The organism is Gordonia liuliyuniae (assembly GCF_021739025.1).
Classification (GTDB): Bacteria; Actinomycetota; Actinomycetes; order Mycobacteriales; family Mycobacteriaceae; genus Gordonia; species Gordonia liuliyuniae.
In genome coordinates, this window is sequence record NZ_JAKKOT010000002.1 from 41,386 (window position 1) to 66,571 (window position 25,186).

The 25,186-nt window shown below is 67.3% G+C and carries 21 protein-coding genes and 1 riboswitch; of the genes, 7 read left to right on the forward strand and 14 right to left on the reverse strand.

Annotated elements, in window-relative coordinates:
• Window positions 1-39 precede the first annotated feature (39 nt).
• From L5G28_RS01325 to L5G28_RS01340, 4 genes are all read right to left on the reverse strand, one after another.
• Window positions 40-987, reverse strand: a complete 948-nt coding sequence (locus tag L5G28_RS01325; RefSeq protein WP_237000003.1) for an ERCC4 domain-containing protein — start codon at window positions 985-987, stop codon at window positions 40-42.
• A 138-nt stretch (window positions 988-1,125) separates the two neighbouring features.
• Window positions 1,126-2,583: a Re/Si-specific NAD(P)(+) transhydrogenase subunit beta gene (gene pntB, locus L5G28_RS01330; RefSeq protein WP_236996584.1), complete on the reverse strand. Its 1,458-nt coding sequence runs from the start codon at window positions 2,581-2,583 to the stop codon at window positions 1,126-1,128.
• Window positions 2,584-2,586: 3 nt separating this feature from the next.
• The gene (locus tag L5G28_RS01335) at window positions 2,587-4,119 is read right to left on the reverse strand and encodes a Re/Si-specific NAD(P)(+) transhydrogenase subunit alpha (protein ID WP_237000004.1); all 1,533 of its coding nucleotides are present in this window, start codon (window positions 4,117-4,119) and stop codon (window positions 2,587-2,589) included.
• 267 nt (window positions 4,120-4,386) lie between these two features.
• Window positions 4,387-5,844 (reverse strand): FAD-binding protein, encoded by a 1,458-nt coding sequence (locus L5G28_RS01340; RefSeq protein WP_237000005.1) that lies wholly within the window; start codon window positions 5,842-5,844, stop codon window positions 4,387-4,389.
• Between the two features lie 79 nt (window positions 5,845-5,923).
• Window positions 5,924-6,043, forward strand: a riboswitch (cobalamin riboswitch).
• A 136-nt stretch (window positions 6,044-6,179) separates the two neighbouring features.
• Between L5G28_RS01340 and L5G28_RS01345 the strand changes: the two genes are divergently transcribed.
• Genes L5G28_RS01345 through L5G28_RS01355 form a run of 3 tightly spaced genes read left to right on the forward strand, consistent with a single transcriptional unit; the run spans window position 6,180 to window position 9,066 of the window.
• The gene (locus L5G28_RS01345; protein ID WP_237000526.1) at window positions 6,180-7,178 is read left to right on the forward strand and encodes a FecCD family ABC transporter permease; all 999 of its coding nucleotides are present in this window, start codon (window positions 6,180-6,182) and stop codon (window positions 7,176-7,178) included.
• On the forward strand, window positions 7,175-7,993 hold the full coding sequence (locus L5G28_RS01350) for an ABC transporter ATP-binding protein (protein ID WP_237000006.1): 819 nt from the start codon (window positions 7,175-7,177) through the stop codon (window positions 7,991-7,993). The genes L5G28_RS01345 and L5G28_RS01350 overlap by 4 nt, the downstream gene beginning before the upstream one ends.
• Before the next feature lie 11 nt (window positions 7,994-8,004).
• On the forward strand, window positions 8,005-9,066 hold the full coding sequence (locus L5G28_RS01355; protein ID WP_372476849.1) for an ABC transporter substrate-binding protein: 1,062 nt from the start codon (window positions 8,005-8,007) through the stop codon (window positions 9,064-9,066).
• A 6-nt stretch (window positions 9,067-9,072) separates the two neighbouring features.
• On the opposite strand, the gene L5G28_RS01360 is transcribed toward L5G28_RS01355, so the two are convergent.
• The 9 genes from L5G28_RS01360 to nadB all read right to left on the reverse strand — a co-directional run bounded on the left by L5G28_RS01360 (window position 9,073) and on the right by nadB (window position 17,983).
• Window positions 9,073-9,648, reverse strand: a complete 576-nt coding sequence (locus L5G28_RS01360; protein ID WP_237000007.1) for a hypothetical protein — start codon at window positions 9,646-9,648, stop codon at window positions 9,073-9,075.
• Window positions 9,649-9,703: 55 nt separating this feature from the next.
• Window positions 9,704-11,974: a heavy metal translocating P-type ATPase gene (locus L5G28_RS01365; protein WP_237000008.1), complete on the reverse strand. Its 2,271-nt coding sequence runs from the start codon at window positions 11,972-11,974 to the stop codon at window positions 9,704-9,706.
• A complete protein-coding gene (locus L5G28_RS01370) occupies window positions 11,971-12,150 on the reverse strand; it encodes a hypothetical protein (RefSeq protein WP_236996578.1) in 180 nt (59 codons plus the stop codon). The genes L5G28_RS01365 and L5G28_RS01370 overlap by 4 nt, the downstream gene beginning before the upstream one ends.
• Window positions 12,147-12,353, reverse strand: a complete 207-nt coding sequence (locus tag L5G28_RS01375) for a heavy-metal-associated domain-containing protein (protein ID WP_237000009.1) — start codon at window positions 12,351-12,353, stop codon at window positions 12,147-12,149. The genes L5G28_RS01370 and L5G28_RS01375 overlap by 4 nt, the downstream gene beginning before the upstream one ends.
• 44 nt (window positions 12,354-12,397) lie before the next feature.
• Window positions 12,398-12,736, reverse strand: coding sequence for a metal-sensitive transcriptional regulator (locus L5G28_RS01380; protein ID WP_237000010.1), 339 nt, complete (start codon window positions 12,734-12,736; stop codon window positions 12,398-12,400).
• A gap of 69 nt (window positions 12,737-12,805) precedes the next feature.
• Window positions 12,806-13,828 (reverse strand): phosphotransferase family protein, encoded by a 1,023-nt coding sequence (locus tag L5G28_RS01385; protein WP_237000011.1) that lies wholly within the window; start codon window positions 13,826-13,828, stop codon window positions 12,806-12,808.
• Window positions 13,825-14,898, reverse strand: coding sequence for a TIGR03857 family LLM class F420-dependent oxidoreductase (locus tag L5G28_RS01390; RefSeq protein ID WP_237000012.1), 1,074 nt, complete (start codon window positions 14,896-14,898; stop codon window positions 13,825-13,827). The genes L5G28_RS01385 and L5G28_RS01390 overlap by 4 nt, the downstream gene beginning before the upstream one ends.
• A gap of 36 nt (window positions 14,899-14,934) precedes the next feature.
• Window positions 14,935-16,299, reverse strand: a complete 1,365-nt coding sequence (locus L5G28_RS01395; RefSeq protein ID WP_237000013.1) for a hypothetical protein — start codon at window positions 16,297-16,299, stop codon at window positions 14,935-14,937.
• Window positions 16,300-16,357: 58 nt separating this feature from the next.
• Complete coding sequence (gene nadB / locus L5G28_RS01400; protein ID WP_237000014.1) at window positions 16,358-17,983, reverse strand: L-aspartate oxidase; 1,626 nt, start codon at window positions 17,981-17,983, stop codon at window positions 16,358-16,360.
• 169 nt (window positions 17,984-18,152) lie between these two features.
• Between nadB and L5G28_RS01405 the strand changes: the two genes are divergently transcribed.
• From L5G28_RS01405 to L5G28_RS01415, 3 genes are all read left to right on the forward strand, one after another.
• A complete protein-coding gene (locus L5G28_RS01405; RefSeq protein WP_237000527.1) occupies window positions 18,153-19,517 on the forward strand; it encodes an ABC1 kinase family protein in 1,365 nt (454 codons plus the stop codon).
• Between the two features lie 45 nt (window positions 19,518-19,562).
• On the forward strand, window positions 19,563-21,089 hold the full coding sequence (pgfA, locus tag L5G28_RS01410) for a cell envelope lipid trafficking protein PgfA (RefSeq protein ID WP_237000015.1): 1,527 nt from the start codon (window positions 19,563-19,565) through the stop codon (window positions 21,087-21,089).
• A gap of 127 nt (window positions 21,090-21,216) precedes the next feature.
• A complete protein-coding gene (locus L5G28_RS01415) occupies window positions 21,217-22,122 on the forward strand; it encodes a hypothetical protein (RefSeq protein ID WP_236996570.1) in 906 nt (301 codons plus the stop codon).
• Window positions 22,123-22,198: 76 nt separating this feature from the next.
• Here the strand turns inward: L5G28_RS01415 and L5G28_RS01420 are convergent, their stop codons facing one another.
• Window positions 22,199-23,863 (reverse strand): FAD-binding dehydrogenase, encoded by a 1,665-nt coding sequence (locus tag L5G28_RS01420; RefSeq protein ID WP_237000016.1) that lies wholly within the window; start codon window positions 23,861-23,863, stop codon window positions 22,199-22,201.
• A gap of 335 nt (window positions 23,864-24,198) precedes the next feature.
• Here L5G28_RS01420 and L5G28_RS01425 point away from each other — a divergent pair, with 335 nt between their 5' ends.
• Window positions 24,199-25,158: an alpha/beta hydrolase gene (locus tag L5G28_RS01425; RefSeq protein WP_237000018.1), complete on the forward strand. Its 960-nt coding sequence runs from the start codon at window positions 24,199-24,201 to the stop codon at window positions 25,156-25,158.
• Window positions 25,159-25,186 lie beyond the last annotated feature (28 nt).

A 25,186-nucleotide genomic window follows, 5' to 3' on the forward strand; every position in this document is an offset into this window, starting at 1 on the left:
GGACTCGATGGTACGGGCCGGGCGCGTGCGCCCACGACGTCACCCGTTCCGCTTATCCCACTCGTCGCGGACCCACTTCGGGATCCTCCCCTTCGCCGACACGTCCAGTCCGCTCGCGACCGCCCATTCACGGATCTGCACCGAAGGCGCCTCCGGCCCCGTGGACAGTGTCTCGACGACCACGTCCGTGGCTGCGCGTTGGCGGTACTCGTGCAGCGCGGCGCCGAGCCAGCGGTACGTCCACTCCTGTGCGAGCTTCCGGTTGTCACAGAACACGACCGGTACGCTCGGAAACCTGACCTGCAGCTCGGCCACTGCTTCGGCCACCGCCGCCCCGCTCGCACGCTCCTGCCTGAACACCGAACTGTACGGTGCTTCGACAACGACCGCCGCGCGGAAGACGGCCGCCATCTCGGCGAGCGCGTACGTCAACTTCCCGGACATCAGGCTGCTCGTCAAGTCAGCGGCCGACTTGCGTTCAACCGTCGCGACGAGATCACCGTCGTCGAAGACTGCGTAGTCACCGATCGGGAGTCTGCGTTTCACCGTCGTCGCCTGCTGGTGGCTGAATCCCCACGCGTACTTCTCACCGGAGTCGACGACGATGTCGAGCACTGCGCCGTGCGCGCGGGCAGTCGGCAGCGATACGTTCGGGCGCGCCTGTTTCGAGGTCTGGCGCGACTGCCAGAAGATCATCTCCCGGCCACGAGCCTGCGTGACGACGAACTGCGAACGTCCCTTCCGGGACCGCTCCAGGACGAGATCGATCGCTGCGCCGCGCCTACTCACCGACCGGACCGGCAGCGTCTCCACGATGTCCGGGTCATCCGGCCAGCCTTCGGCGCGATGGCAGTACACCTTGGACGCGCCCGGCCACGTGTCCTTGGCTTTGAGCACGATGCCACGCGGACCGAGCGGGATCCGGAGCAGGTAGGGCAGCGTCGAACCGATTTCGGGGTTCCGCGCGATGAGGAAGTCGTCAGTCATCACCGTCCACCATAGAGAGTCGCAGCCTCAGTTCTGGTGTCGCAGCGGCACGAAACCGGCCAGCCCGCAAAAACACTTATGTCCGAGACTTCCGACCACCATGTGGTCGGAAGTCTCGGACATGAGCGACGTGATGCGTTACAGCGCGGAGATGATCTCCTCGACGCGGTCCTTCGCGTCGCCGAACAGCATCTGCGTGTTGTCGCGGAAGAACAGCGGGTTCTGGACGCCTGCGTAACCGGCGGCCATCGAACGCTTGAACACGATGACGTCCTTGGCGTTCCACACCTCGAGAACCGGCATGCCCGCGATCGGCGAGCTCGGATCCTCGGCGGCCGCCGGGTTGACGGTGTCGTTGGCTCCGATGACCAGCACGACGTCCGTCTCCGGGAAGTCGTCGTTGACCTCGTCCATCTCGAGGACGATGTCGTACGGCACCTTCGCCTCGGCGAGCAGCACGTTCATGTGGCCCGGCAGACGACCCGCGACCGGGTGGATGCCGAACCGGACGTCCACGCCCTTCGCCCGCAGTTTGGCGGTCAGATCGGCCACCGGGTACTGCGCCTGGGCGACGGCCATACCGTAGCCCGGGGTGATGACGACCGACTTGGCGCCCGCGAGGAGCTCGGCGGCCGCATCCGACTGGATCTCGCGGTGTTCGCCGTAGTCGGTGTCGTCCGACGGTCCGGCGACGATGCCGAAGCCGCCCGCGATCACCGAGATGAACGATCGGTTCATCGCCTTGCACATGATGTAACTCAGGTACGCACCCGACGAGCCGACGAGGGCGCCGGTCACGATCAGCAGATCGTTGTTGAGCAGGAAACCCGACGCGGCAGCGGCCCAACCGGAGTACGAGTTCAGCATCGACACGACGACCGGCATGTCGCCGCCGCCGATCGACGCAACCAGGTGCAGACCCAGGAGCAGTGCGACGACGGTGATGACCGCGAGCAGAATGTAGCCGGTCGTGTCGGCATGGTCGTCCCGTGCCACGTACACGCCGGTCAGGACGGCGAACACGACGATCGATCCGACGTTGATGAAGTTCTTGCCGGGCAGCATGAGCGGAGCCGACTTCATCTTCGCCGACAGCTTCAGGTTGGCGATGATCGAACCGGTGAAGGTGACTGCACCGATGAAGATTCCGATCGCGACCTCAGCGGCGTGAATGCCGATGATCGCGCCCTGATCGTCCGGGGCGACGTCGTGCAGGTGAGCGCCCTGGATCGCGCCGTTCCAGCCGATGAGGACGGCGGCGAGACCGACGAACGAGTGCAGCAGCGCGATGAGCTCGGGCATGCCGGTCATCTCGACGATCTTCGCGCGCCACAGACCGATGAGTCCGCCGACGACGACGGCCGCGATGAGCAGGCCGATCGGCAGCCACTTGTTGAACGACACCCCGGCGAAGTCGAGATCGTTCAGATCACTGACGGCCACCGCGATGGTCGCCGCGAGGGCGATGACCATGCCGACCATGCCGTAGGTCAGACCGCTCTTGGCCGACTCGTGTTTCGACAGTCCTGCGAGGGACAGGATGAACAGCAGCGATGCGACGATGTACGCCGCGATGGAGATGGAGTTGATGTCCATGTCTCACGCCCCCTTACTGAACATGCTGAGCATGCGTCGGGTGACGGCGAAGCCGCCGAAGATGTTGATGGAGGCGAGCAGGATCGCGATCGTCGACAACACCAGGATCGTGGTGTTGCCGGTTGCGATCTGCAGGAGCGCGCCGACGACCACGACACCGGAAATGGCGTTGGTGACCGACATCAGCGGCGTGTGCAGTGCGTGCGCCACCTTGCCGATGACGTAGTAGCCGATGACGATCGCCAGCATCAGCACCGTGAAGTGCTGCGGGATCGGATCGGGGGCAAACGCGTTGACCAGGAAGAACAACACCGCCCCGACCAGAACCAGGCCGACCTTCGCACCAGCCGACATCGGCTCCTTGGGCTCCTCGGCGGGAGCGGCCGCGGCGGGCGCGGCCTTCGGAGCCGCGGACACCTGGACCGGCGGCGGCGGCCACATCACATCGCCGTCGCGCGTGACGATGATGCCGCGCTGGACGACGTCATCCATGTCGAGCGTGAGCTCGCCGTTCTTCTCCGGCGTGAGCAGCTTGAGCAGGTTGACGATGTTGGTGCCGTACAGCTGCGACGTCTGTGCGGCCAAGCGACCGGACAGGTCGGTGTAGCCGATGATCGTGACGCCGTTGTCGGTGACGATCTTCTCGTCGGTGACGGTGCCCTCGGCGTTGCCGCCGTTGGCCGCCGCCATGTCGACGATGACCGAACCATGCTTCATTGCGGCGACGGTGTCGGCGGAGACCAGCTTCGGTGCGGGGCGTCCCGGAATCAGCGCGGTGGTGATGACGATGTCGGCCAGGCGGGCCTCCTCGTCGTACATCGACGCGGTGGCCGCCTCCTGTTCGGCGGTCATCTCCTTGGCGTAGCCGTCCTCGGACTTCTCCGCTTCGAAATCGACCTTGACGAACTCGGCGCCCATCGACTCGACCTGCTCGGCGACCTCGGGACGCACGTCGAACGCGCGCACCACGGCGCCCATCGCAGACGCCGCACCGATCGCGGCCAGGCCTGCGACACCGGCGCCGACGACGAACACACGTGCAGGCGGGATCTTGCCCGCCGCCGTCACCTGACCGGTGAACATGCGCCCGAACTCGTGCGCCGCTTCAACGACGGCGCGGTAGCCCGCAACGTTGGCCATCGACGACAGCACGTCCATCGACTGCGCACGCGAGATGCGCGGCACAGCGTCCATGGCCAACGCCGTGACGCCCGCGCTCTGCAACTTCTCCACCAGCTCCGGGTTGCGGCCCGGAGCCATCATCGAGATCAGCACGGCGCCGCGGCGCATGCGCGCGATCTCCTCGTCGGTCGGGGCGTTGACCTTGACGACCACGTCGGACGCCCACACGTCGTCGACCGATCCGATACGCGTACCCGCGTCGGAGAACGCCGAATCAGGCTGTTCTGCGAGCGAGCCCGCGCCGCTTTCGACGACGATCTCGTAGTCGAGCTGCTGCAGTTGCGCCACCGTCTTCGCGGTGGCCGCAACGAGCGTCTCGCCTGCCTTAGTCTCCCGGGGGATGCCGATCAGCATGTCACTGCCTCTCCCACACTCTTTCCTGTTCTCACTTGTCTGATGTCCGCACCGAGTCGAAGTCGATGCGGCACCAGGGTGAGACGGATGGCAGAAAAGAGGCCGCCCTTTTCACGGGGCGGTCTGCATCCATCGGCCAGTGCTACGTCGAACTCGCTCGATGCGCGCGGGCGACACGTGGCCGATCCCGCTTATGAAAAACGTGCGACGAACTTAGCATGAGGGTCAGAGCCCTCATGCCGCTGTAAGGTGCGTCACAAGGCCAGCTCAGATGTGTGCTGCAGCCGATGCGCCGGCACGCCGCCCGAAGTACGACCCTTCACCGAGCTGGGTGCCCGATGCGTAGCCCTTCCCGTCCTGCGCGAGGTTGGCGGCGCAGGCTCCGGCAGCGTACAGGCCCGGGATTACCGAACCGCTCTCGTCCAGGACCGCGCCGTCGACGGTGGTCGCCATGCCGCCGATCGTGAAACCGGCGTACAGCGCCTTGCCGAGGCTCATGTCGAAGGCCGCCCAGGGCCCGCGATCCTGCGGTGCGAGGAATTCCGGGCTCTTGTGGAAATCGGGGTCCTCGCCCTTCGCAGCATAGGTGTTGTACCGGTCGAGAGTCGAAACGAGGGTCTCGCGGTCGAGGCCGAGGCCGTCTGCCATCTCTTCGACCGTCTCCCATCCGTCGATGAACGGGGCGAGCGGGAACTCGGGCCGTTTCATGTGCGCTTCGTCGACGATGAGGTAGGCGGCCCGGTCGGTCTGGTCCATCACGAACCCGGAGGTTCGGGAGTGGTACGAGTCCTCGGCGACGAAGCGCTTGCCCTCCTTGTTGACGACGAGACCGGTCAACAGGATCGACGGCGGGTAGACGGGTGCGGTGATGAACGCCTGATCCATGTGCTTGAGTGCGGCGCCGACGGAGACGCCCATGCGGATGCCGAGCCCGTCGTCGTAGGTGCTGCCGAGCGTGAACGGCTTCTCGGCGAGCTGCGGCACGTGCTGCGCGACCATGTCGGGATTCATCACGAATCCGCCCGCGGCGACGATCACCGACGTCGCGCGGATGAAGCCTTCGTCCGCCCCATCCTTGTACTGGACGCCGACGACGGCACCGGTGTCGTCGACCACCAGCTTGCGGCCGCCGACCTCGTACCGGATGGGCACGCCGAGTTCGCCGAGTCGTTTGACGAGCAGCTCGATCACCATGCCCGCGCCGCCCGTGTCGCCTTCGACCGGCACCTTGTGACCACGCGGGGCCGGCACCGCCTTCTCGTAGAACGGCCAGACCTTCTCGTTGCCGGTGAACATGAGGCCCTGCGTCTGCGGCTGGATGACGGCCTTCTCGGGGTAGTAACTCCGCTCGAATTCGAAGCCCAGGTTCTCCAGCCAGTTGAAGTGGTCGACGCTGTCGTCGCAGTAGGCGCGGATCTTGTCGTGTTCGGGTTCCCGCGAGACCGCGGCCAGGTACTTGGCCATCTCGTCGGCGCTGTCGGCGTGCCCGGTCGCCTGCTGCACCGCGGTGCCTGCGCCGAGATAGAAGTGGCCGCCAGCCATGCACGTCGTGCCGCCCGCCGCGGCCGACCGCTCCAGGACGAGAACGTTCGCGCCATTCGTCGCCGCTTCGACTGCGGCGCAACATCCGCCGATACCCGCGCCGAGCACGAGGATGTCGACGACGTCGCGCCACTCGGCGACGTCGCTCGCGTTGATTACTTCAGGAATGTCCAGACCGCTCATGGAGTTCAGCCTAGACGAGTGTCTAGAACAAGTTCTAGTTTTTGCGGTAGTGCGCGCTCGGCGGCACCGGCGAACCGCGCATCACGGACCGCATTGCTACTGTCATCGACAGAGTGCAGCGGGGAACCCGGTGAGAATCCGGGACTGGCGCGCAACGGTGTGGGCCTCCCGTCGAGGAGACCCGAGTCCGATCACCAGCTGCACTCACGCATGTTCATCCCGTATCTCGCGCACAGATACCCGACATCGAAAGACGCATCGTGTCGTCCTCAACGGCAGAGAAGCCGCCACTCGCAGTCGGCTCATCCCCGCTCGGCCTGTACCCACTCGTCGTGATGCTCGCGGCCCTGACCGCCGTCAGCGTCGTCGTATCCGTCGCCTTCGGCGCCGAGAACATCCCGATCGATGAGGTCTGGCGGTCGGTCTACGCCGGACTGGCCGGGCAGCGGGGCGACGCCGCGTACGACATCATCATCTGGGATCTCCGTCTGCCGCGCTCGGTGATGGCCGCCGTCGTCGGTGCCGGCCTGGCCCTGGCGGGTGCACTGATGCAGACGCTGGTGCGCAACCCCCTCGCCGACCCCTATCTCCTCGGCGTCTCCTCAGGCGCAGCGGTCGGGGCGACCGCGGTCCTCACTGTCGGCGCGTTCTCCGCGTTCGGGGTCTGGGCGTTGTCAGGCGGCGCACTGATCGGCGCGCTGGCGGCGACGGCGATCGTATATTCGGTCGCGCGTGCCCAGGGCGAACTCACCGCACTCCGTCTGGTCCTGTCCGGGGTCGTCCTGTCGTCCGCGTTCATGGCGCTGTCGTCGATGATGGTCTTCACCGTGGGCGACCCGCACGCCGCCGAAGGAGTCATGTTCTGGATGCTCGGCAGCGTGTCCGGCGCGACCTGGGCCAAGGTGCCGATCGCAGCGGCGGTCGTCGCCGTCGCGACGCTCGGGATGCTCATGATCAGGTCATGGCTGGACGCGTACGCGGCAGGCAACGACACCGCCGCGTCGCTCGGCGTACCGGTCACCGCGTTGCGGAACGGACTGTTCGCCGTACAAGGCATCCTGATCGGCGTACTCGTCGCAGTATCCGGCGGGATCGGGTTCGTCGGGTTGATCGTCCCGCACGCCGCGAGACTCGTCGTCGGAGCCACCCACCGGGCGATGCTCCCGGTCGCAGTGTTCGGCGGCGCACTCTTCCTGGTCTGGGTGGACGTGATCTCGCGTGTCGTCGCTGCGCCCCGCGAAATGCCCCTGGGCATCGTCACCGGGCTGATCGGTGCACCCGTCTTCCTGTTCCTGATGAACCGCCGCTCCTACTCGTTCGGGAACCAAGCGTGAAGCCGCACAGCGCTGTCGAGGTCCGCGCGTCCGGTCTCACCTGCGCCGTCGGCGGTCGCGACGTGGTCACCGACGTCGACTTCTGTGTGCCGAGCGGAGCACGACTCGCCATCGTCGGCCCGAACGGCGCCGGAAAGACCACTCTGTTGCGGACACTCGCCGGAATAGCACGGCCCGCGCGCGGATCCGTCGCCTTCGACGGCGTCGACGTCGCCTCGATGCGCACTCGACGACGAGCACTGTCGGTGGCGTACGTCGGGCAAGAGGACCAGCCGAGCGGTGACCTGACGGTCACCGAGGCCGTCGGCCTCGGACGGACCCCGCATCGCGGCCCGTGGTCGGTCACCGATCGGTCCGACCGCTCGATCATCGACGACGCTCTCACGTCTGTCGGGATGCTCGCCTACGCCGACCGAGCCTGCACGGACCTGTCCGGGGGTGAGCGCCACCGCGTCACCATCGCCCGTGCACTCGCTCAGTGCGTGCCCGCCCTCGTGTTGGACGAGCCGACGAATCACCTCGACGCCGCGTGGCGCCTTCGCCTCATGGACCTGATCGACTCACTCCCCTGCACCGTCGTCGCCGCGGTTCACGACCTCGACCTGGTGTTGCGTCACTTCGACCTGGTCGCCGTCGTCTGCGACGGGACACTCCGATCGTTCGGCGCCCCGGTCGAGGTGCTGTCACCCGAACTCGTCCATGACGTCTTCGCCGTGCGCGGCGACGTCGTCGGTCACCCCGTCACCGACCTGCCTCATCTGTTACTCACCGAAGCCACGCCGTTCGCCGCTTCCCTCCCGAAGGAGTCCCCGTGACATCCCGTGCCGTGCGCACCGTAATCGCCCTGTCCGCGACGACCGCGATCGCCGTCACCGCTGCCGCGTGCGGTTCGGCGTCGACGTCCACGACCGGAGCCACCGTCACGGTCACCAACTGCGGCGAGGAGGTGACCTTCGACCAGCCGCTCGACCGACTGTTCGTCAACGACGGCGGGATGATCGCGACCGCATTGGCGGCAGGCGCCCGCGACAACATCACCGCGGTGAGTTCACTCTCGCGCGACGCCGACATCCTCCGCCTCGAATTCGGACAGCAAGTCGACGCCCTGAACGAGGTGACCACCGAGAACCCGACGCTCGAGAACTTCGTCGCCGCTCGACCGCAGGTCGTCTACGCGGGCTACAACTACGGCATGAGTGAATCCCGCGGGATCACCGTCGACGTGCTGGCTCAGCACGGCATCGACGTCTATCAACTTTCGGAGGCGTGCCGCCAGGCGGACGGCGAGAGTGAACGGGGCACGATGGATCCCTGGGTGGCGCTTGACACCGATCTGCGCAACATCGGCACGATCACCGGCCACGCCGACGAGGGCGCGGCTGCAGCCGACGAGGTCCGGAACCGTCTGGCGACGTTGCGGGCCGCACCGCAGACCCGGGACCGGCCGACCGTCTTCCTGTTCGACAGCGGGAGCGACACCGTGTTCACGTCGGGATCGTTCGGCGGACCGCAAGGGATCATCGACGCGGCAGGCGCGCATAACGCGACCCAGGATGTCGACGACACATGGACAGCGGTCAGTTGGGAACGTCTGGCGATCGCGGATCCGGACGTGATCGCGTTCGTCGACTACCCGGGTCAGTCGGTGGAAGAGAAGATAGCCAGCCTGCGCAGCAACCCGGCGAGTCGGTCGCTGCGAGCGGTGCAGGAGAAGCGGTTCATCAACCTGCCCTACGCGATGTGGGTGTCGAGTCCCCTCAACATCGACGCCGCAGAGATTCTCCGGAAGGCCCTGGAACAGCAGGGTTCCCTGCCGGAGTCGTCTATCACGACCTCGCTGGACGTGGCGTCGCTCGGACTGAACGGAAACGATCTGTTGGTGCGCTGACTCAACTCACTTCCACACCCAGAAGCTCACACCCTTGTCGGCGCCGAGGAAGCCGTAGCCCACGTAGACCCCGTTGGGCAGGCGACGAAGCTCGTCGTGTGCGAATCCGAGACCGCTGCGCGCGTAGTCGATGCGGACGACGCGTTTGCCGTCGACGGTCGACGGTCCGTAGTACACGTTCGCCGAAAGTGCTTCTCCGCCGAGGACGCGGTTGTTGAGCCAACCGTTGTAGAAGTGTTTACCGGACCAGATCGCGCTCGCCGCGTCGGACGCAGCATCGTTCGGTCCGCCGATCGGCCGCGTCTGACCGTGGTAGACGCCCTTCGGGATGGCGCCGGCGTCAGCGGTGCGGAACAGCCGGTCGATCCCGGCCTGGCTGCACGAGTTCCGCAGTGCAGAGACGGTCGCCGCCTTCGACGTCGACGCGGTCACCGTCGTCGGACATTTAGGGGCGGCATGAGCTTGAGTGGGAACCGCGACCACGAGACCGGCAGCGGCTATGACGGCGAGGACTATCTTCGGGGTGCGCATGTCTTCAGTGTGCGCCTCGAACCGGTTCTTGTCCTCAAGTTCCCCGCTCACGGCCGCCATACCTTCAGAGAGCGATGCCGGCGCTGAACGGGGAACTTGCGGACGCTCAGGCCCGACGTGACCGGAAGCCGCGCAGCCGCAAACTGTTCGCGACGACGAACACCGACGACAGAGCCATCGCGAGACCCGCCATCATCGGGTTCAGGAGCGCAGCAGCCGCCAGTGGCAGGGCCGCGACGTTGTAGGCGAACGCCCAGAACAGGTTGCCCCTGATGGTGCCGAGCGTCTTGCGCGCCAACGCGATCGCATCGACCACCGCCCACAGATCGCCACTGACCAGCGTCAGGTCACTCGCCTCAATCGCGACGTCCGTACCGGTCCCCATCGCCAGACCGAGGTCCGCGGAAGCGAGGGCGGCTGCGTCGTTGACCCCGTCACCGACCATCGCGACCACCCGGCCGTCGGCCTGCAGTCGCGCGATCGCGTCGACCTTGCCCTCCGGCCGCACGTTCGCGATGACAGCGGCGCCGCCAGCGTCGTCGACGATCCCGACCTGCGCGGCGACATGGCGGGCCGCTCCTTCGTTGTCGCCGGTCAGCAGGACCGGTCGCAGACCCATCCGCCTGAGTTCGGCGATCGCGGCGGCCGACGTCGGCTTCACCGTGTCGGCCACGACGATCACCCCGGCGACCTCGTCACGCACACTGACGACCACGGGAGTCGCACCCTGTGCCGACGCCTCATCGATCGCCGAGCGCAGACCGGCAGGCAACTCCCCCGGCGCGTCACTCGGCCTCGTCACGGAAACCCGGAATCCGTCGACCGTCGCGCTGACGCCCGCCCCGGCGAGGTTGGTGAACTCCGACGTGTCCGGCAGATCGAGGCCGTCGGCGCGACGGACCACCGCCCGTCCGATCGGATGCTCCGATCCCGATTCGACGGCGGCGGCGCGTGCCAGCAGTCCGTCGACATCGACACCATCCGCAACGAACACGTCGGTGACGGCCATCTCGCCGGTCGTCACGGTGCCCGTCTTGTCCAGGACCACTGTGTCCACCCGGCGGGTCGACTCCAACACTTCCGGCCCCTTCAACAGGATGCCGAGCTGCGCGCCGCGACCGGTCCCGACCATGAGCGCGGTCGGCGTCGCCAACCCGAGCGCACACGGGCACGCGATGACCAGGACCGAGACGGCCGCGGTGAACGCCAGCGCCGCGCCCCCGCCGACACCGAGCCAGAAGCCGAGCACCCCGGCCGCGATCGCGATGACCGCCGGGACGAAGTACGCGGACACCCGATCCGCCAGACGTTGGACCTCGGCCTTACCGGCCTGCGCATCGGCGACCATCTTCGCCATGCCTGCCAGCGCGGTGTCGGAGCCGACCGCGGTCGCGTCGACCTCGATTCGGCCCTGCGCGTTGACGGTTCCGCCGACCACCGAGTCGCCTGTCGAGACCTCGACCGGAACTGATTCGCCCGTCATCATCGACTGGTCGATCGCCGACGCGCCCGAGACGACGACGCCATCGGTCGCGACCTTCTCGCCGGGTCGGACGACAAACCGCATCCCGACCTGGAGCTGCGCGATCGGCACTGTCTGTTCGCGACCGTCCCGGACGAGGGTCACGTCCTTTGCGCCGACCTCGGCCAACGCGCGCAGAGCATCCCCTGCACGGAGTTTGGACCGCTTCTCGAAGTACCGTCCCGCCAGCAGGAACGTGGTGACGCCCGCGGCAGCCTCCAGATAGATGTTCGACGCGCCGTCGCCTCGCGACGCGATCAGGTCGAATCCGTGGCGCATGCCGGGCACCCCGGCGTCGCCCCAGAACAGGGCGTAGACCGACCACCCGAACGCGGCGATCGTCCCCACCGAGATCAACGTGTCCATCGTCGTGGTGCCATGCCGCAATCCGGCGAACGCCGCGCGGTGGAACGGCAGGGCGCCCCACACGACGACAGGCGCAGCCAACGTCAGCGACAACCATTGCCAGTTGGTGAACTGCCAGGCCGGAACCATCGCCAACAGGATGACCGGGACGGTGAGGATCGCCGAGACGATGAGTCGCTGACGCAGGGCGGCGACCTCGAGCTCGGCGCGTGTCGGCGCCCGATCACCGCTGTCGGAGTCAACGCTGTCGGCGGCGACGGGCGCGACTCGCGTCGCGTCGTATCCGGCGGCCCGCACGGCCTCGATCAGATCGTCCGGTGTCACCGACGGTTCATATTCGACGTGCGCCTGCTCGGTCGCATAGTTGACGGTGGCGCTCACCCCGTCGAGCTTGTTGAGTTTACGTTCGATCCGGTTGGCGCACGACGCGCACGTCATGCCGATCAGTTCCAGATCGACGTCACGATCGGCGGCCACAGACTGCGTCATCGGTGCATCCCTTCATTCTGCGCCGCACCGTGGTTCATCGTGGGCGCGTGTCCGGGCGTGGGATCGGTGTCCCACGGGCCGACGCCGCGGCCGATCCCGAACGCCAACCCGAACACTGCCCCGAGCCCGGCTACGAACGCGGCGATTCGCACACCGGGACGCGACAGCGCGGTCATCGGACCGTGTAGCCGGCTTCGGTGACCGCCGCACCCACGACGGCGGCATCGAGCGCGGCGTCACTCGTGATGTCGACACGACCGCTGGCGACGTCGACATCGACGTTCGTCACGCCCGTGATCTCGCTGATCTCTTCTCGCACCGACGCGGCGCAGTGTCCGCACGTCATACCGTCGACGGTGATGGTGGTGGTCTCGCTCATGATTGTTCTCCTTCTATTGGTTGTTGTCTGGACCGGCGAAGCCGTCAGGACTTGACGAGTCGGGTGATCGCCTTCATGGCTTCGGCGATCTTCTCGTCGGCTGCCTCGTCGCCTTCGCGTGCGGCGGCGACGACGCAGTGGCTCATGTGGTCGGAGAGGAGGCCGAGACTGACGGCTTCCAGAGCCTTCGTCATCGCCGACACCTGCGTGAGGATGTCGATGCAGTAGGCCTCTTCTTCCACCATGCGCTGCAGTCCGCGCGCCTGGCCTTCGATGAGTTTGAGTCGCCGTAGATAGCCGGTCTGATTTCCGATGTATCCGTGGTGACCGTGGTTCGCACAGTCGTCGTGGCAACCGGTGTCCACGGTGTGGTCCTCGGGCATGCCCACCATCCTCTCCAATACCCCCTGCTGGTATCCAGGGATACTCCTATTGAGAGGATTTGTCTACCCCTAGGGGGTATGGTCGGCGATGGCTGCAGAACTCCGGTGAAGCATCGTGTGGAACATGCGATCACCGCGTTCGGTCGGCTGTGCCGCACCGGCGCCGAACACAACGATGAGCGGCGCCTGCATCAGGGAACCGAGGTAGTCGGTCCAGCATTCGTCCAGCGAGTAGTCCACGACTCCCCGTTCGGACAGCGCGCGATGATAGGCGGCGACGATACTGCGCTCGTGCCGTCTGCGATCGTCGACGGACAGGCTGGTCGACACCAGAAACGCTATGTCCCGCAACGGATGTCCAGGTGTAATGGTCTGCCAGTCGACGATCGTGACCCGACCGTCCGGCGCGAACATCACGTTGTCGACGCGCAGATCGCCGTGCGTCAAAGCGAACCTGCTCGGCGGTCGCTCGATCCAATCGCCCGCCTCGGCGACGAGCCAGCCGATGGCCGCTTCCTCCTCGTCGCTGAGAGCGAGACGGCCCCGAAGCGCGTCAGCCATCGGCTCTAGCACGGACTCGAGCAGGAGTCGGTCGTCATGTGTCACCGGGCCGAATCCGTCGACGTCGAACCAGGTCTCGTCGCACCAGCGTGGAGCATGCAGTCCGGCTGCGGCGACGGCGACGGCCTCCGCTTGTCCCGGCGTGCACCCGGCGATCTGATCGCCTTGCTCGGCAGGCGCGAGGTCCTCTAGCAGCAGCACGAACTCAGCCCCCGACTCCGAGATGTCCCACCCGTACGCGCGCGGCACGGGGACGTCGAGGGTCCCGGCGACCTCGGCATAAAAGCGGACCTCATTGCGGAAGGCCCCCGAGGCAAAGGCTCGTTGCGACTCGTCGCCGACGGCCAGCTTCGCGACCATCGTGCGAGGTGCGTCGCCCTCGGAGTCGAGTACGAGCCGATACGACCCGGCCATCTGGCCGGATCCGATCGGCTCGGCCGTCACGTCGGCCACCGTCGCGAGGTGGCCGTGACGACGGAGCAGCCCCGTCAGATACTCCGCGGTCAATCCGTCCGCACTCGTCGGGATCACCGCATCCACCCCGGGTTGATCGGCAGCTCGACGGGTCGCGATCGAATCCGCCGGTACTCGTCTACGACGGGCGCGAGTTCGGTCGGCGTCGCACCGTGCAGGATCACCGAGTCGACGCCGAGCGCGAACTGGTCGGCGACCGTCCGCGCGCATTCGGCCGCCGATCCGGTAGCGCAATCCGCGACCCACGATGCGGGCATCTCGGCGGCCAGCGCGGCGATCTCGTCGTCGGTGGCGGTGGCGTCGATCGGTCCGCGCGCCGAGGTGAACGACGCCGACGCCCGCACCGCGTCGAGTTCGGCGGTTGGCCAACCGTTCGCCCGCGCCAGTACGTCACCGTATCCCTGAAGGTAGGTGGCGAGACGGCCGTAGAGCCGCCGGTGGCGGTCGGCGGGCTCCAGTGCGTCAGCGACCGTGGCGACCACCGACCAGATCCTGATCGATGCCGGGTCGCGGCCCGCACAGTCGGCAGCCGCCCGGACAGTGTCGACGGCGGCGCGCGTCGCATCGTCGGAAAGGAAGGTATGCAGGACGACGCCATCCGCGATCTCGCCCGCCAGCCGCAGCGTCGCGGGGCTCATCGTCACCAGCGTGATCGGGATACGCACCGTGACACCGAGATTCAACAGCGGGTACGAGCCGATCGGCCCATCGTGCCCGACGATCATCTCGCCGGACCACAGGCGGCGCAGAACGCCTGCCGCATCCGCGATCTGCGCTCCGGTCACGGTCGGAAGACCCAGGACCTGCCATTGGGCCCCGATTCCTCGTCCCAGCCCCAACGCGAACCTGCCTGCGCTCAGTTCGGCCAGCGTCGCCCCTGCGGTCGCAGTGACGATCGGGTGTCTCGTGTGGTGGTTGGTCGCCGCGACGCCGATCCCCAACCGCGATGTCGCGGCCGCAAGCGCCCCGGACAGCACCGTCGCGTCCTTGATGTTGAACCTCTCGGACACGAATGCCGCGCCGAGCCCGATCTCGTCCGCGACTCGCGCCTCGGCGACGAGATCTGCAGGCGCGACGGGATGTCGCGACAGTGCGTAATAGCCGATCTCGGACATCGTCGTGGACATGTGTCCAGACTAGGTTCTCAACGGTTGCGGATCGCCCTATTTGCCGAAACGGTCGGCCAGGCGACCGAGGGACGACGCCATATCGCGCAGCGCCTCACTGATGGCGTACGTGTCGTCGGCGCCGGGATTGGCGCGCAACCGATCCGCGGCGTCACGCACCGCATCGGTCATCGCTTTCACATCGGCGCCGGACAGCTGTTCGGGCGCGGGCCCCGCGGGCCCCGCAGTTCGCGCGGGACCGGAGATCGGCCGCAGCGTAGTCGGCACGCCGATTCGCACCGGGTCGTCGTTCGATGCGATGACCTGCAGGATCGACGTCGTCAGCACGTCGTTCGACGTAGGTCGGACTTCCATGATCGACGCGTCCGGGTCGTCGCGGTAGACGACGGTCGTCGATCCTCCGGGAGTGTCCTCGCCCAGGGACGGCTCGTACTCGTTAACGACTTTGACCGGCTGATGCTGCATGGCGCCGTCGGCTGCCTCGGCCGGTTCGAAACGCGCGGGGCCCGTGGCAGGCAACGGCGCACTCGCCTCCGGGACATCGGGCGCGTCGTGCGACGCCACGAATCCGTCGACGACCTCGGGGGCGGCATCGTCAGGGGCGGCATCGTCAGGGGCGGCATCGTCAGGGGCGGCATCGTCAGGGGCGGCATCATCAGGGGCGGCATCATAAGGGGCCACGGCCTCCGGGACTGCGACATCATCGGGGGCGGAGTCAGGCGAGTGCAGGAAGCCGGGAGCGGTCCACGCGTCGGAGTCCGGCGACACGATCGGCGCATCCTCGGGGGCGAGCGATGGCAGGTCGGCGAACAGCTGGTCCAACGTGGACGCGTCGACACCGGAGGTCCGCACGGGCTGTTCGACGGCTGGCTGGTACTCGACGGAGCGCCTGGACGTCTGCTGGGACGCGCTGGCAGGCCATCCGGGCGGCGCAGGCAGGGGCGGGAACTGATCGGTCGGCGGGTCCGGGTCCATGTCGAACTGGGTCAGTGCGTTCCACGGCTGCGTCGGCGGGAAACCCCGCTGGTCGGGGCGGGGTGTTTGAGGCGAGGGTCGACGGTCCATCGGCGAGGCGAAACCGTCGCTCGGCGGCCCCTCCGGAATACCCGGGTATCGGTGCGCCCCACTGTGTCCCAGGTAGTAGAGGCACGGCGTGCCGTCGAGCTCGGTGTTCGGGCAGGGCTCCTCGTCGCGGAGCATCTGCGCACCGCGCGCGAAATCACCCCAGACCAGCCAGCGTCGCCGTCCGTGGTGTTCTTGCGCGCCGTCGGAAGCGTGCGCGCCGGGATGACCTTCGGGTAGAACGCAGCCGACGAGCCACTCCGCGTCGACTCCGAGTCGGAGAGCAGACCGCTCATTCGGGGTGGCGACGATCGACGACCAGCACCGGCCACCACTCATGGTCACACCCCTAACGTCATGGACTCCATGCAGTCTACGGAGCTTACCGAGGTGAAGACTAGGACCTGGCCGACACGCCCGCCTCCTGCGACACCGGACGCTCGGCGACGGTTACCAGTTCGTCGCCGACGAGAGCGAAGCTCCGCGACACGCCTATCGCCGACTTGTCCGGGAAGTCTGTGCGCGCGTGACACCCGCGCGACTCCTGCCGCGTCTGCGCGGCCGTGACGATGGCCTTAGCGGTGAGCGCAAGCGCCGCGTCCTCGCTCGCCCGGAGGTCACGTCGCGCACGCTCGGGGGCGTCGGCCAGCAGCCGGGCCACCTCCGCCAACCCCTGCGCGTCACGGTCGAGCGCGACCCGTCCCGACATCGCGTCCTGCAGCACCGTCCGGTCGAGCGCCTGCGCGACGCCGAGACCGGGCACCTCCACCTCGGCGACCGATCGTCCGGCCCGCTCCACGGCCTGCGCTGCAGCCTGCCTGCCCATGACGAGACCTTCGAGGAGACTGTTGGACGCGAGCCGGTTGGCCCCGTGCAGTCCGGTGCGAGCGGTCTCCCCCGCGGCCAGCAAGCCCGTGACTCCGGTTCGGCCGTCGATGTCGGTCACGATGCCTCCGCACAGATAGTGCGCGCCCGGCACCACCGGCAACCGCCCGCCGCTGACGTCGAGCCCGGAAGCGCGGACCCCTGCGGTGACGGTCGGAAACCGGTCCTCGAAGTCGTCGACGCCCGTGATGTCCAAGTAGACGCTGTCCGCTCCGGTCCGCTCCATGGCCGCACGGACGGCCCGGGCGACGACGTCGCGTGGTGCGAGATCGCCGAGCCGGTGAACGCCTGCGGTCACCGATCGTCCCGCGGCGTCGACGAGTCGGCCGCCCTCGCCGCGAACCGCCTCGCTCACCAGCGTCCGGCGGCCACGCGCGCCCGGAACGTACAGCATCGTCGGATGGAACTGGACGAACTCGAGGTCGGCGACGGCTGCGCCCGCCCGGAGCGCGAGGGCGATGCCGTCGCCGGTCGCCCCCGCCGGGTTGGTGGTCGCGGCGTAGACGTGCCCGACACCGCCGGTCGCGATCAGCACGGTCGGCGCCCAGGCCACCCCGCGTACGCCGTCGTGTACATAGGCCACGCCGACCACCTCGCCGTCGTCGGTGAGGACGTCCGACGCCCAACTCTCGTCGATCACGGTGACGGGTGAGCGACCGACGGCCGCTCCGAGCGCAGCCTGAACTCGGGCGCCGGTCGCGTCGCCGCCCGCGTGGATGATCCGGCGGACGCTGTGGCCGCCTTCGCGGGTGCGCAGGAAGCGCCCCCGAGCCGAGTCGAAGTCGGCTCCGCGACGAACGAGCTGAGCCACCGCGGGCCAACCGTCGGTGAGAATCGGCTCGGTCGCGACGGGGTCGGCGAGCCCGGCCCCCGCGGCGAGCGTGTCGGTCAGATGCAACCCGACCGAATCGTCGGGTACCGACGGGTCGACGACCGCGATGCCGCCCTGCGCGTAGAACGTCGACGTCGAGTGCTCGGCGTGCGGCGTCGCCGACCGTGCCGCGTCGGGATCCCACCGCGACCCCTTGTTGAGGACCACGACGTCGAGCCCGCGTTCGGCCGCCGACAGGGCTGCGGTCAGCCCCGCGATCCCCGCACCGATCACGACGAGGTCGGCGCACCGCTGGGTTGCCGTCATCCGCTGCCCTTCCCTCCGCTTTTCGTCTGTTGATCGAAAACTGGTGTCGACGCTAGTCCGCCGACCCCGTCGCGGCAACGCCTGCCACGCCCGCGCCGGGAGACGACTGCCACGCCCACCTCGGAAGAAGCAGGGCCCCGGTGCGAGTCAACTACACTCCACAATGGTGATGACCATGAATGAAGACGTCGAGACCGTGCGGGGCCAGCTGCCCGCCGTCTCAGCGATCGCCGAAGCGGGACGTTTCACGTCGACCGCCGGGCACGCCGCCTTCGGTGTCGGTCGATTCGTCGCAGGCAGCATCACAGGCCTGCTGCGCGGGCACACCCCCGACACCAGGGACATCGCCCACCAGGTCAGACGAACCTTCGAGCACCTCGGGCCCACGTATGTGAAGCTCGGACAGCTCATCGCGTCGAGTCCTGGCGTGTTCGGTCCGACGATGGCAGGCGAGTTCGCAACGCTGCTCGACCAGGTCCGCCCCGCCGACTACGCACAGCTGCGGCAGATCTTCATCGACGACCTCGGGGGCTCGCCCGACGAGATCTTCGCGACGTTCGACGAGACGCCGATCGCGTCGGCGTCGATCGCCCAGGTACACACCGCGACCCTGCACAGCGGCGAAGAAGTCGTGGTCAAGATCCAGCGGCCCGACATCGCCGAACGTCTGGCGCCGGACGTCGCGATTCTCGAGCGGCTCGCCGGATTGGCCGAAGTCTCCGAGTACGGCCGCATGCTGTCGGCGCGCCACGTCGTCGAAGACTTCGCCGACGGCCTCGACGCCGAACTGGACTTCCGCAACGAGGCCGCAACCATGCGTCAGTGGTTCGAGTGTCTCCAACCGGGACCGTTCGGTGATCGGGTGCGCGTGCCCCACGTCTACGACGAATTGACGACTCGCCGCGTGATGACGATGGAACGCATCTACGCCACCCGCATCGACGACGTCGCCGCCGTCCGCGCCGCCGGACACGACGGCGAAGCCCTCTGCCGGAATCTCTTGCTCTCCCTGCTGGATTCGGCGTTCCACGGCGGACTCTTCCACGGCGACCTGCACGCCGGGAACGTCCTCGTCGACGACGACGGCGTACTCGTCCTGCTCGACTTCGGGATTGTCGGTCGGTTCGACGCGCGGACCCGCCGCATCCTGCGCCAGCTCGTCGTCGACCTGATCGTCAAACAGGACTATGACTCCGCCGGCCGCGCGATCTTCCTCCTCGGAGCCGTCCACAAGCCGGGCTCCACCGAGAAGGGCGCCGAGGACATCCGGAAGGTCACGACGCCGTTGTCGACGACAGAGCTCGGTTCGATGAGCTACACCGATCTCGGCCGACAGATGGCTGCCGTCGCGAAGGCCCACGACGCACGGCTGCCTCGTGAGCTCGTCCTCGTCGGGAAGCAACTGCTGTACGTGGAGAAGTACACGAAACTCCTCGCACCGCGGTGGAAGGCCATCAGCGACCGCGAGATCTACGGCTACATGGCCGGGATACTGAAGGAAGCCGAACGCGACCGGCGGGCCCGCAATGCCTGACGTCGCGACCACCGCCCCTGCACCCTCTACGAGGAGCCGAACCACGTGAAGCGCGTCCTACTCGCACTGATGGCATTCCTCGGCGTCGCGTGCATCGCGGCGGCGATCGCCCTGCCGACGTATCTCGTACCGAAGTTGAAGGTCGTCCCGCTCGACCTCGACATCACGTCGGTCGCGGAGACCGTCGCGCCCGAGGGCGAGACCGGCGACCGGTTCCCCGCCCGCATCTTCGACCGGTGCTCGGTCTCCGAACGTCGTGCCGCGGTGTTCGACGCGCATCTGACGCAGCAGCGTCGGTCGGTGATCGTCGATCCGTCCGACGAGAACCAGGCGACTCTCCAGTCGGCGCAGACGGTGCGTATCGACCGGGTCCGTGACGCCGACGGCCAGGAACGCGACCTCACGATGGCGACCGACGGGGAGCTCCCCTGCGACGACGCGCTGTTGACCGCGACGATCGACCGGGTGTCGGTGGATCGCAAGACGTCTGTGCCGAACGGCAACGTGAGCTCGCTGCAACTCGAGGCCGTCCCCGAGGGCGGGAACGTCGACGAGGCGTCGGTGAAGTTGGAGGACCGCAAGGGTTTCCAGTACAAGTTCGGCTTCGACGTTGGTAAGCGGGACTATTACTACTACGACTCGAACAGTCGCCAGGACTCGGTCGCGAAGTTCGTGGAGGAACGCCGGATCGACGGCGTCGACACCTATCACTTCGTCGCCGATGTCCCGGAGAAGGACCTGTCCGATCTCCCCGACGCTTCGGGCGAAGCCGCGCTCGGCACGATCTTGAACATGCCTGCCCGCTGGTGGGGCATCTCGGGTAAGGGCGTGAAGAGCCGTGACCCGGTGGAGATGCACCGGTACGCGAAGGCCACGCGCCACGTGTACGTGGAGCCGACCACCGGCACGATCATCTACGGCTACGAAGACCAGCACCAGTACTTCAAGTCGCCCGATCAGAGCGAGGAATCGCCGGAAGCGGTCCGCGACTTCGAGATGGACGCGCTGAAGGCGACGTTCAAATGGTCAGACGAGACGGTCGCACAGCAGGCCGATCGCACCAAGCACTACCTGTCGCTTCTGAATTGGGGCGGCAAGTACGTGCCGATCGGGCTGGGGGTTCTCGGCGCCCTGCTGCTCATCGGTTGGGCGATCCTCGTGTGGCGTGGCCGCACGACCGACGGAAAGACCGACGGGCGGGGACCGGACGGTAATGGGCCCGATGGTGACGGGCCCGACGACAACGGACCCAATGGCGACTACCCGACGGATCCGAACGCCTCGTATGCGTACTCGGGGTCGCATGAGGCGACGACGGCCATCCCGGCCGTCTCGTCCACCGACGACACCACGGTGATGCCTGCGCAGCCCACCGCACAGGACCCGTACTGGTCGCAGCCGCCGGTCGACGAGACGGCGCCCTCGGCCTGGAGCCAGCCGGAGCAGGGCCAGACGGACCACAATCACGTGGCCCCGAGCCCCGCGGACGAGACCGACACCGGCTCCTTCCGCCCGATCACCGACCCGACCCGGCCGATGCCCGACTACGACAGCTACCGCCGGCCGGAGTAGGGGCCCAAGGCTCTCTCCTGCCCAAGAATTCGCGTTGCGCGATTGAACGTTCAATCGCGCAACGCGAATTTTTGGGTAGCAGGCGTGGCGAGGAAACCGGGAAGGACGTCGGTGCGTCTAACTGAGTATGAGGACCTTTCCGTTCGACGAGTACGGCGTGCTCTACCGAGACCGTGCGGTCGGTGTCGGGTGGACGTCGACGCAACTGGCGCGAGCGGTGCACGCCGGTGATCTGCTCCGGATCGACACCGGCACCTACGCCGAGGCCGTGCCGCGGCCACCAGCCGACCTCCATCTGCTGCGGGTGCGTGCCGCGCTCGAACGCGACCCCGGCCTGACCTTCACGCATCAGAGCGCTGCCGTCATCCATCGCCTGCCGCTGCTCACACCGGACCTCTCGCTGATCGACGTGGTCAGCGCGCGGCGGGCCCGTCGACGATCGCTTCGCCTGCGGGCGGTGCCCCTCGTCCCGGAGGAGGCCATCGTCGTCGACGGACTTTCAGTCACCTCGCTGGAGAGGACCGCGGTGTCGGTCGCGTGTACGTCTCCGATGGGATTCGCGGGAGCCCTTACCGTCTTCGACGGCGCTCTCAGTCAGGGCGCGTCACGTCAGTCGATGACGAGGATGCTCGACGCCCCGATGCACGGTGTCGCCGTCGCTCGACGAGCCCTGGCGCTGGCCGACGCCGACTCCGCGAACCCCGCCGAGTCCTGGTCTCGCGCTCAGATGATCGAGGGCGGCCTGCCGCATCCGCGTCTGCAGCACGAGTTCTACGACGCGAACGGCTTCGTCGCACGCTCGGACTTCGACTGGGACGGCGTCCTCGTCGCCGAGTTCGACGGCTACGGCAAGTATGAGGACTACAACATCTACGGACAGACTCCGATCGACGTCCTCAAACGGGAGAAGCGCAGGCAGGCGCGCCTCGAGGATCTCGGCGTCGACATCGTCCGTCTCGAATGGCTCCACTTGGAGCGACGCCTCGTCGTACCGCGCATCAAGCCGAGACTGCTCAGACTAGGCCTCATCTGAGCTCTCCTACCCAGAAATTCGCGTCGCACGATTGAACGTTCAATCGCCCAACGCGAATTCGGGGGCAGAAGAGCCGTCAGCGGCGGGCGACGGCCCGGCCGGCGGCGCGGCCGGAGAAGATGCAGCCGCCGAGGAAGGTGCCTTCGAGGGCGTTGTAGCCGTGGACTCCGCCACCGCCGAAGCCTGCGACCTCGCCCGCAGCGTACAAGCCGTCGAACGCGGCACCGTCGGGACGCATCACCTGGGAGTCGAGGTTGGTCTCGAGACCGCCGAGTGTCTTACGCGTGAGGATGTTGAGGCGGACGGCGATCAACGGCCCGTGCGCCGGGTCGAGGAGTCGATGCGGCTTGGCGACGCGGACTACCTTGTCGCCCAGGTAGTTCCGCGCATTGTGAATGGCCATGACCTGCGCGTCCTTGCTGTATCCGTTCTCCATCTGCGCGTCGCGCGAGGAGATGGTGCGCTCGAGCTCCTGCAGATCGATGTGCCCGCCTCGGCCGATCTCGTTCATCCCATTGACGAGTTCGGGCAGAGTGTCACGGACGACGAAGTCCACACCGTGCTCGGTGAACGCCTCGACCGGACCCGGCATCCCTTTCGCGAGACGACTCTTCGCTGCGACCTTCAATGACTTCTCGGTGATGTCCGGATTCTGTTCGGAGCCCGAGAGGGCGAACTCCTTCTCGATGATCGAGCGGCTCAATACGAACCACGAATAGTCGTAGCCGGTGTCGAGGATCGCCTTCATCGTCGAATTCGTGTCGAAACCGGGGAAGTTGGGCGCGGCGAGCCGGTTGCCGTTCGCGTCGAGCCACAACGACGACGGGCCGGGGATGATGCGAATGGCGTGGTCGGACCAGACGGGATCCCAGTTCTGAATGCCCTCGGTGTAATGCCACATGCGGTCACGGTTGACGATGTTTCCGCCCGCCGACTCGGTGATCGCTAACATCCGACCGTCCACATAGTCGGGTACGCCCGAGATCATGAACTCCGGCGCCGGACCGAGACGGTCGACCGGCCAGTTCTTCCGGATGAGGTCGTGGTTGTGGCCGATCCCGCCCGAGGTGATGATCACCGCGTCGCCGCGGATCTCGAAGTCGTCGGTCTCCACACGCGACGACGGGACGCCGCGTTCGGCGTCGCTGCGCTCCAGCACACGGCCGCGCACCCCGACGGCAGCGCCGCCCTCGGTGATCAGCTCGTCGACGCGGTGTCGGAACGCGAAGTCGACGAGTCCACGCTTCTCGGCTTCGAGTACCGGCTCCAGGAAGATCCGCACCACGTCGGGGCCGGTCCCCCACGAGAGATGAAAGCGCGGGACCGAGTTGCCGTGCCCGTCGGCGAAGCCGCCGCCGCGCTCGGCCCAGCCGACGACCGGCGTGAACCGGAGCCCGAGGTCGTGCAGGTACTGGCGTTTGACGGTCGACGCGAAGTCGACATACGCCCGAGCCCACTGCCGCGGCCAGTAGTCCTCGTCCTCACGATCGAACCCGGCCGAACCCATCCAGTCCTGGAGCGCCAGCTCCGGCGAATCCTTGATGCCGAGTCGACGCTGCTCCGGACTGTCGACCAGAAAGATTCCGCCGAGCGACCAGAACGCCTGCCCACCGAGATTCGCACGGTTCTCCTGGTCGACGACGGTGACGCGTTTACCGGCCTTCGTCAGTTCGTAGGTGGCGACCAGGCCCGCCAGTCCAGCTCCGACGACGACAGCGTCGACGTTGTCCCGAATGCTCACGTACTCCCCTGTTCTTCGCGCCCGCTATCGCGCACATCACATCGGCGACTCTACCGCCACACGCGGCACCGGACCGCTGCTCGGGCGACGAATAACGCTGCCGCCCAACTGCCGCGCGCCCGTCACGCGGCTCGCTGCGTACGCACGATTCGCGGGATGTGCCCGAAACCTCCCGTGCGCGGGGACGTCACAACCCGGTTTCGACCCGCTCGCCGCTTTGGACAGACGGTCACAGTTCGATTACGCTCACTCTCCGAACGGGGGTCAGGGCCGTCAGGCCCGGCAATTTGTACTCGCGGCCGCGCGTGCGTGGCCATCAACAGAAGGACTAACGCATGCTTTCCAGCGCCCGCAAGCGCTTGACCGCCGGTGTGCTGGCGGTCGCCGCCGCCGCAGCAGGGACGCTCGTCGCCGTCGCACCGCAGGCCCAGGCCGCAGGCACCGTCGAGCAGGTCTACTCGCACGCCATGCATCGCAACGTGCCCGTGCAGATCGTCGACGGCGGCTCGGGCAAGGCCAAGCCGACCCTGTACCTCCTCGACGGCCTCCGTGCCCCCAAGAACACCAGCGGTTGGCTGCAGAACACCAACGTCGACGACTACATGGCGGGCAAGGGCACCAACGTGGCCATCCCGTTCGGCGGCGCAGGCAGCTTCTACACCAACTGGGAGCGTCGCGACCCGAAACTCGGCCTCAACAAGTGGGAGACGTTCCTAACCAAGGAACTGCCCGCCTACATGAAGGCCAAGCACAACAGCGACAACCGCCGCAACGGCATCGCGGGCCTGTCGATGTCCGGCACCTCGGCCCTGAACCTGGCGTCGCGTCACCCGAGCTTCTACAAGGCCGTTGCGTCGTACAGCGGCTACCCGACCGTCACCATGCCCGGCTTCGGCCAGGGCATCCAGGCCGCCGTCATGGAGATGGGCGGCAACCCCGTCAACATGTGGGGCATCTGGCCGGCAGGCGAATGGGCCGCTAACGACCCGTTCCTGACCGCCGGAAACCTTGCAGGCAAACGCGTCTACGTCTCGTCCGGCACCGGCGTCGGCTCCAAGTACGATTCGTCGGTCACCCCGGGCAGCGCAAACTTCAACGCGACGAAGTTCGCACAGATGGTTCCGCTCGAAGTCGCCGCATCGACGAGCTCGCAGCTGTACATCGCTCGCCTCGCGACCGTCCCCGGCGTCAAGCTGACCACCGACATCACGCCCGACGGCGTCCACTGGTGGGACTACTGGGGCTCGAACTTCAAGCACTCCTGGAAGACGACGTTCCGCCCGGCGTTCTTCTGAGCAAGGAACTCTGACCCGCTCGACTCAG

Bases quoted from the DNA above. Each gene is read 5' to 3' on its own strand.
- L5G28_RS01365 (WP_237000008.1), bottom strand. From the start codon at position 11,974: ATGACGCAGTCTGTGGCCGCCGATCGTGACGTCGATCTGGAACTGATC.
- L5G28_RS01390 (WP_237000012.1), bottom strand. From the start codon at position 14,898: ATGTCCACGACGATGTCCGAGATCGGCTATTACGCACTGTCGCGACAT.
- L5G28_RS01380 (WP_237000010.1), bottom strand. From the start codon at position 12,736: ATGCCCGAGGACCACACCGTGGACACCGGTTGCCACGACGACTGTGCG.
- pntB (WP_236996584.1), bottom strand. From the start codon at position 2,583: ATGGACATCAACTCCATCTCCATCGCGGCGTACATCGTCGCATCGCTG.
- L5G28_RS01405 (WP_237000527.1), top strand. From the start codon at position 18,153: ATGACCATGAATGAAGACGTCGAGACCGTGCGGGGCCAGCTGCCCGCC.
- L5G28_RS01345 (WP_237000526.1), top strand. From the start codon at position 6,180: ATGCTCGCGGCCCTGACCGCCGTCAGCGTCGTCGTATCCGTCGCCTTC.
- L5G28_RS01325 (WP_237000003.1), bottom strand. From the start codon at position 987: ATGACTGACGACTTCCTCATCGCGCGGAACCCCGAAATCGGTTCGACG.
- L5G28_RS01335 (WP_237000004.1), bottom strand. From the start codon at position 4,119: ATGCTGATCGGCATCCCCCGGGAGACTAAGGCAGGCGAGACGCTCGTT.
- L5G28_RS01425 (WP_237000018.1), top strand. From the start codon at position 24,199: ATGCTTTCCAGCGCCCGCAAGCGCTTGACCGCCGGTGTGCTGGCGGTC.
- L5G28_RS01415 (WP_236996570.1), top strand. From the start codon at position 21,217: ATGAGGACCTTTCCGTTCGACGAGTACGGCGTGCTCTACCGAGACCGT.
- L5G28_RS01375 (WP_237000009.1), bottom strand. From the start codon at position 12,353: ATGAGCGAGACCACCACCATCACCGTCGACGGTATGACGTGCGGACAC.
- L5G28_RS01370 (WP_236996578.1), bottom strand. From the start codon at position 12,150: ATGACCGCGCTGTCGCGTCCCGGTGTGCGAATCGCCGCGTTCGTAGCC.
- L5G28_RS01340 (WP_237000005.1), bottom strand. From the start codon at position 5,844: ATGAGCGGTCTGGACATTCCTGAAGTAATCAACGCGAGCGACGTCGCC.
- nadB (WP_237000014.1), bottom strand. From the start codon at position 17,983: ATGACGGCAACCCAGCGGTGCGCCGACCTCGTCGTGATCGGTGCGGGG.
- L5G28_RS01395 (WP_237000013.1), bottom strand. From the start codon at position 16,299: ATGAGTGGTGGCCGGTGCTGGTCGTCGATCGTCGCCACCCCGAATGAG.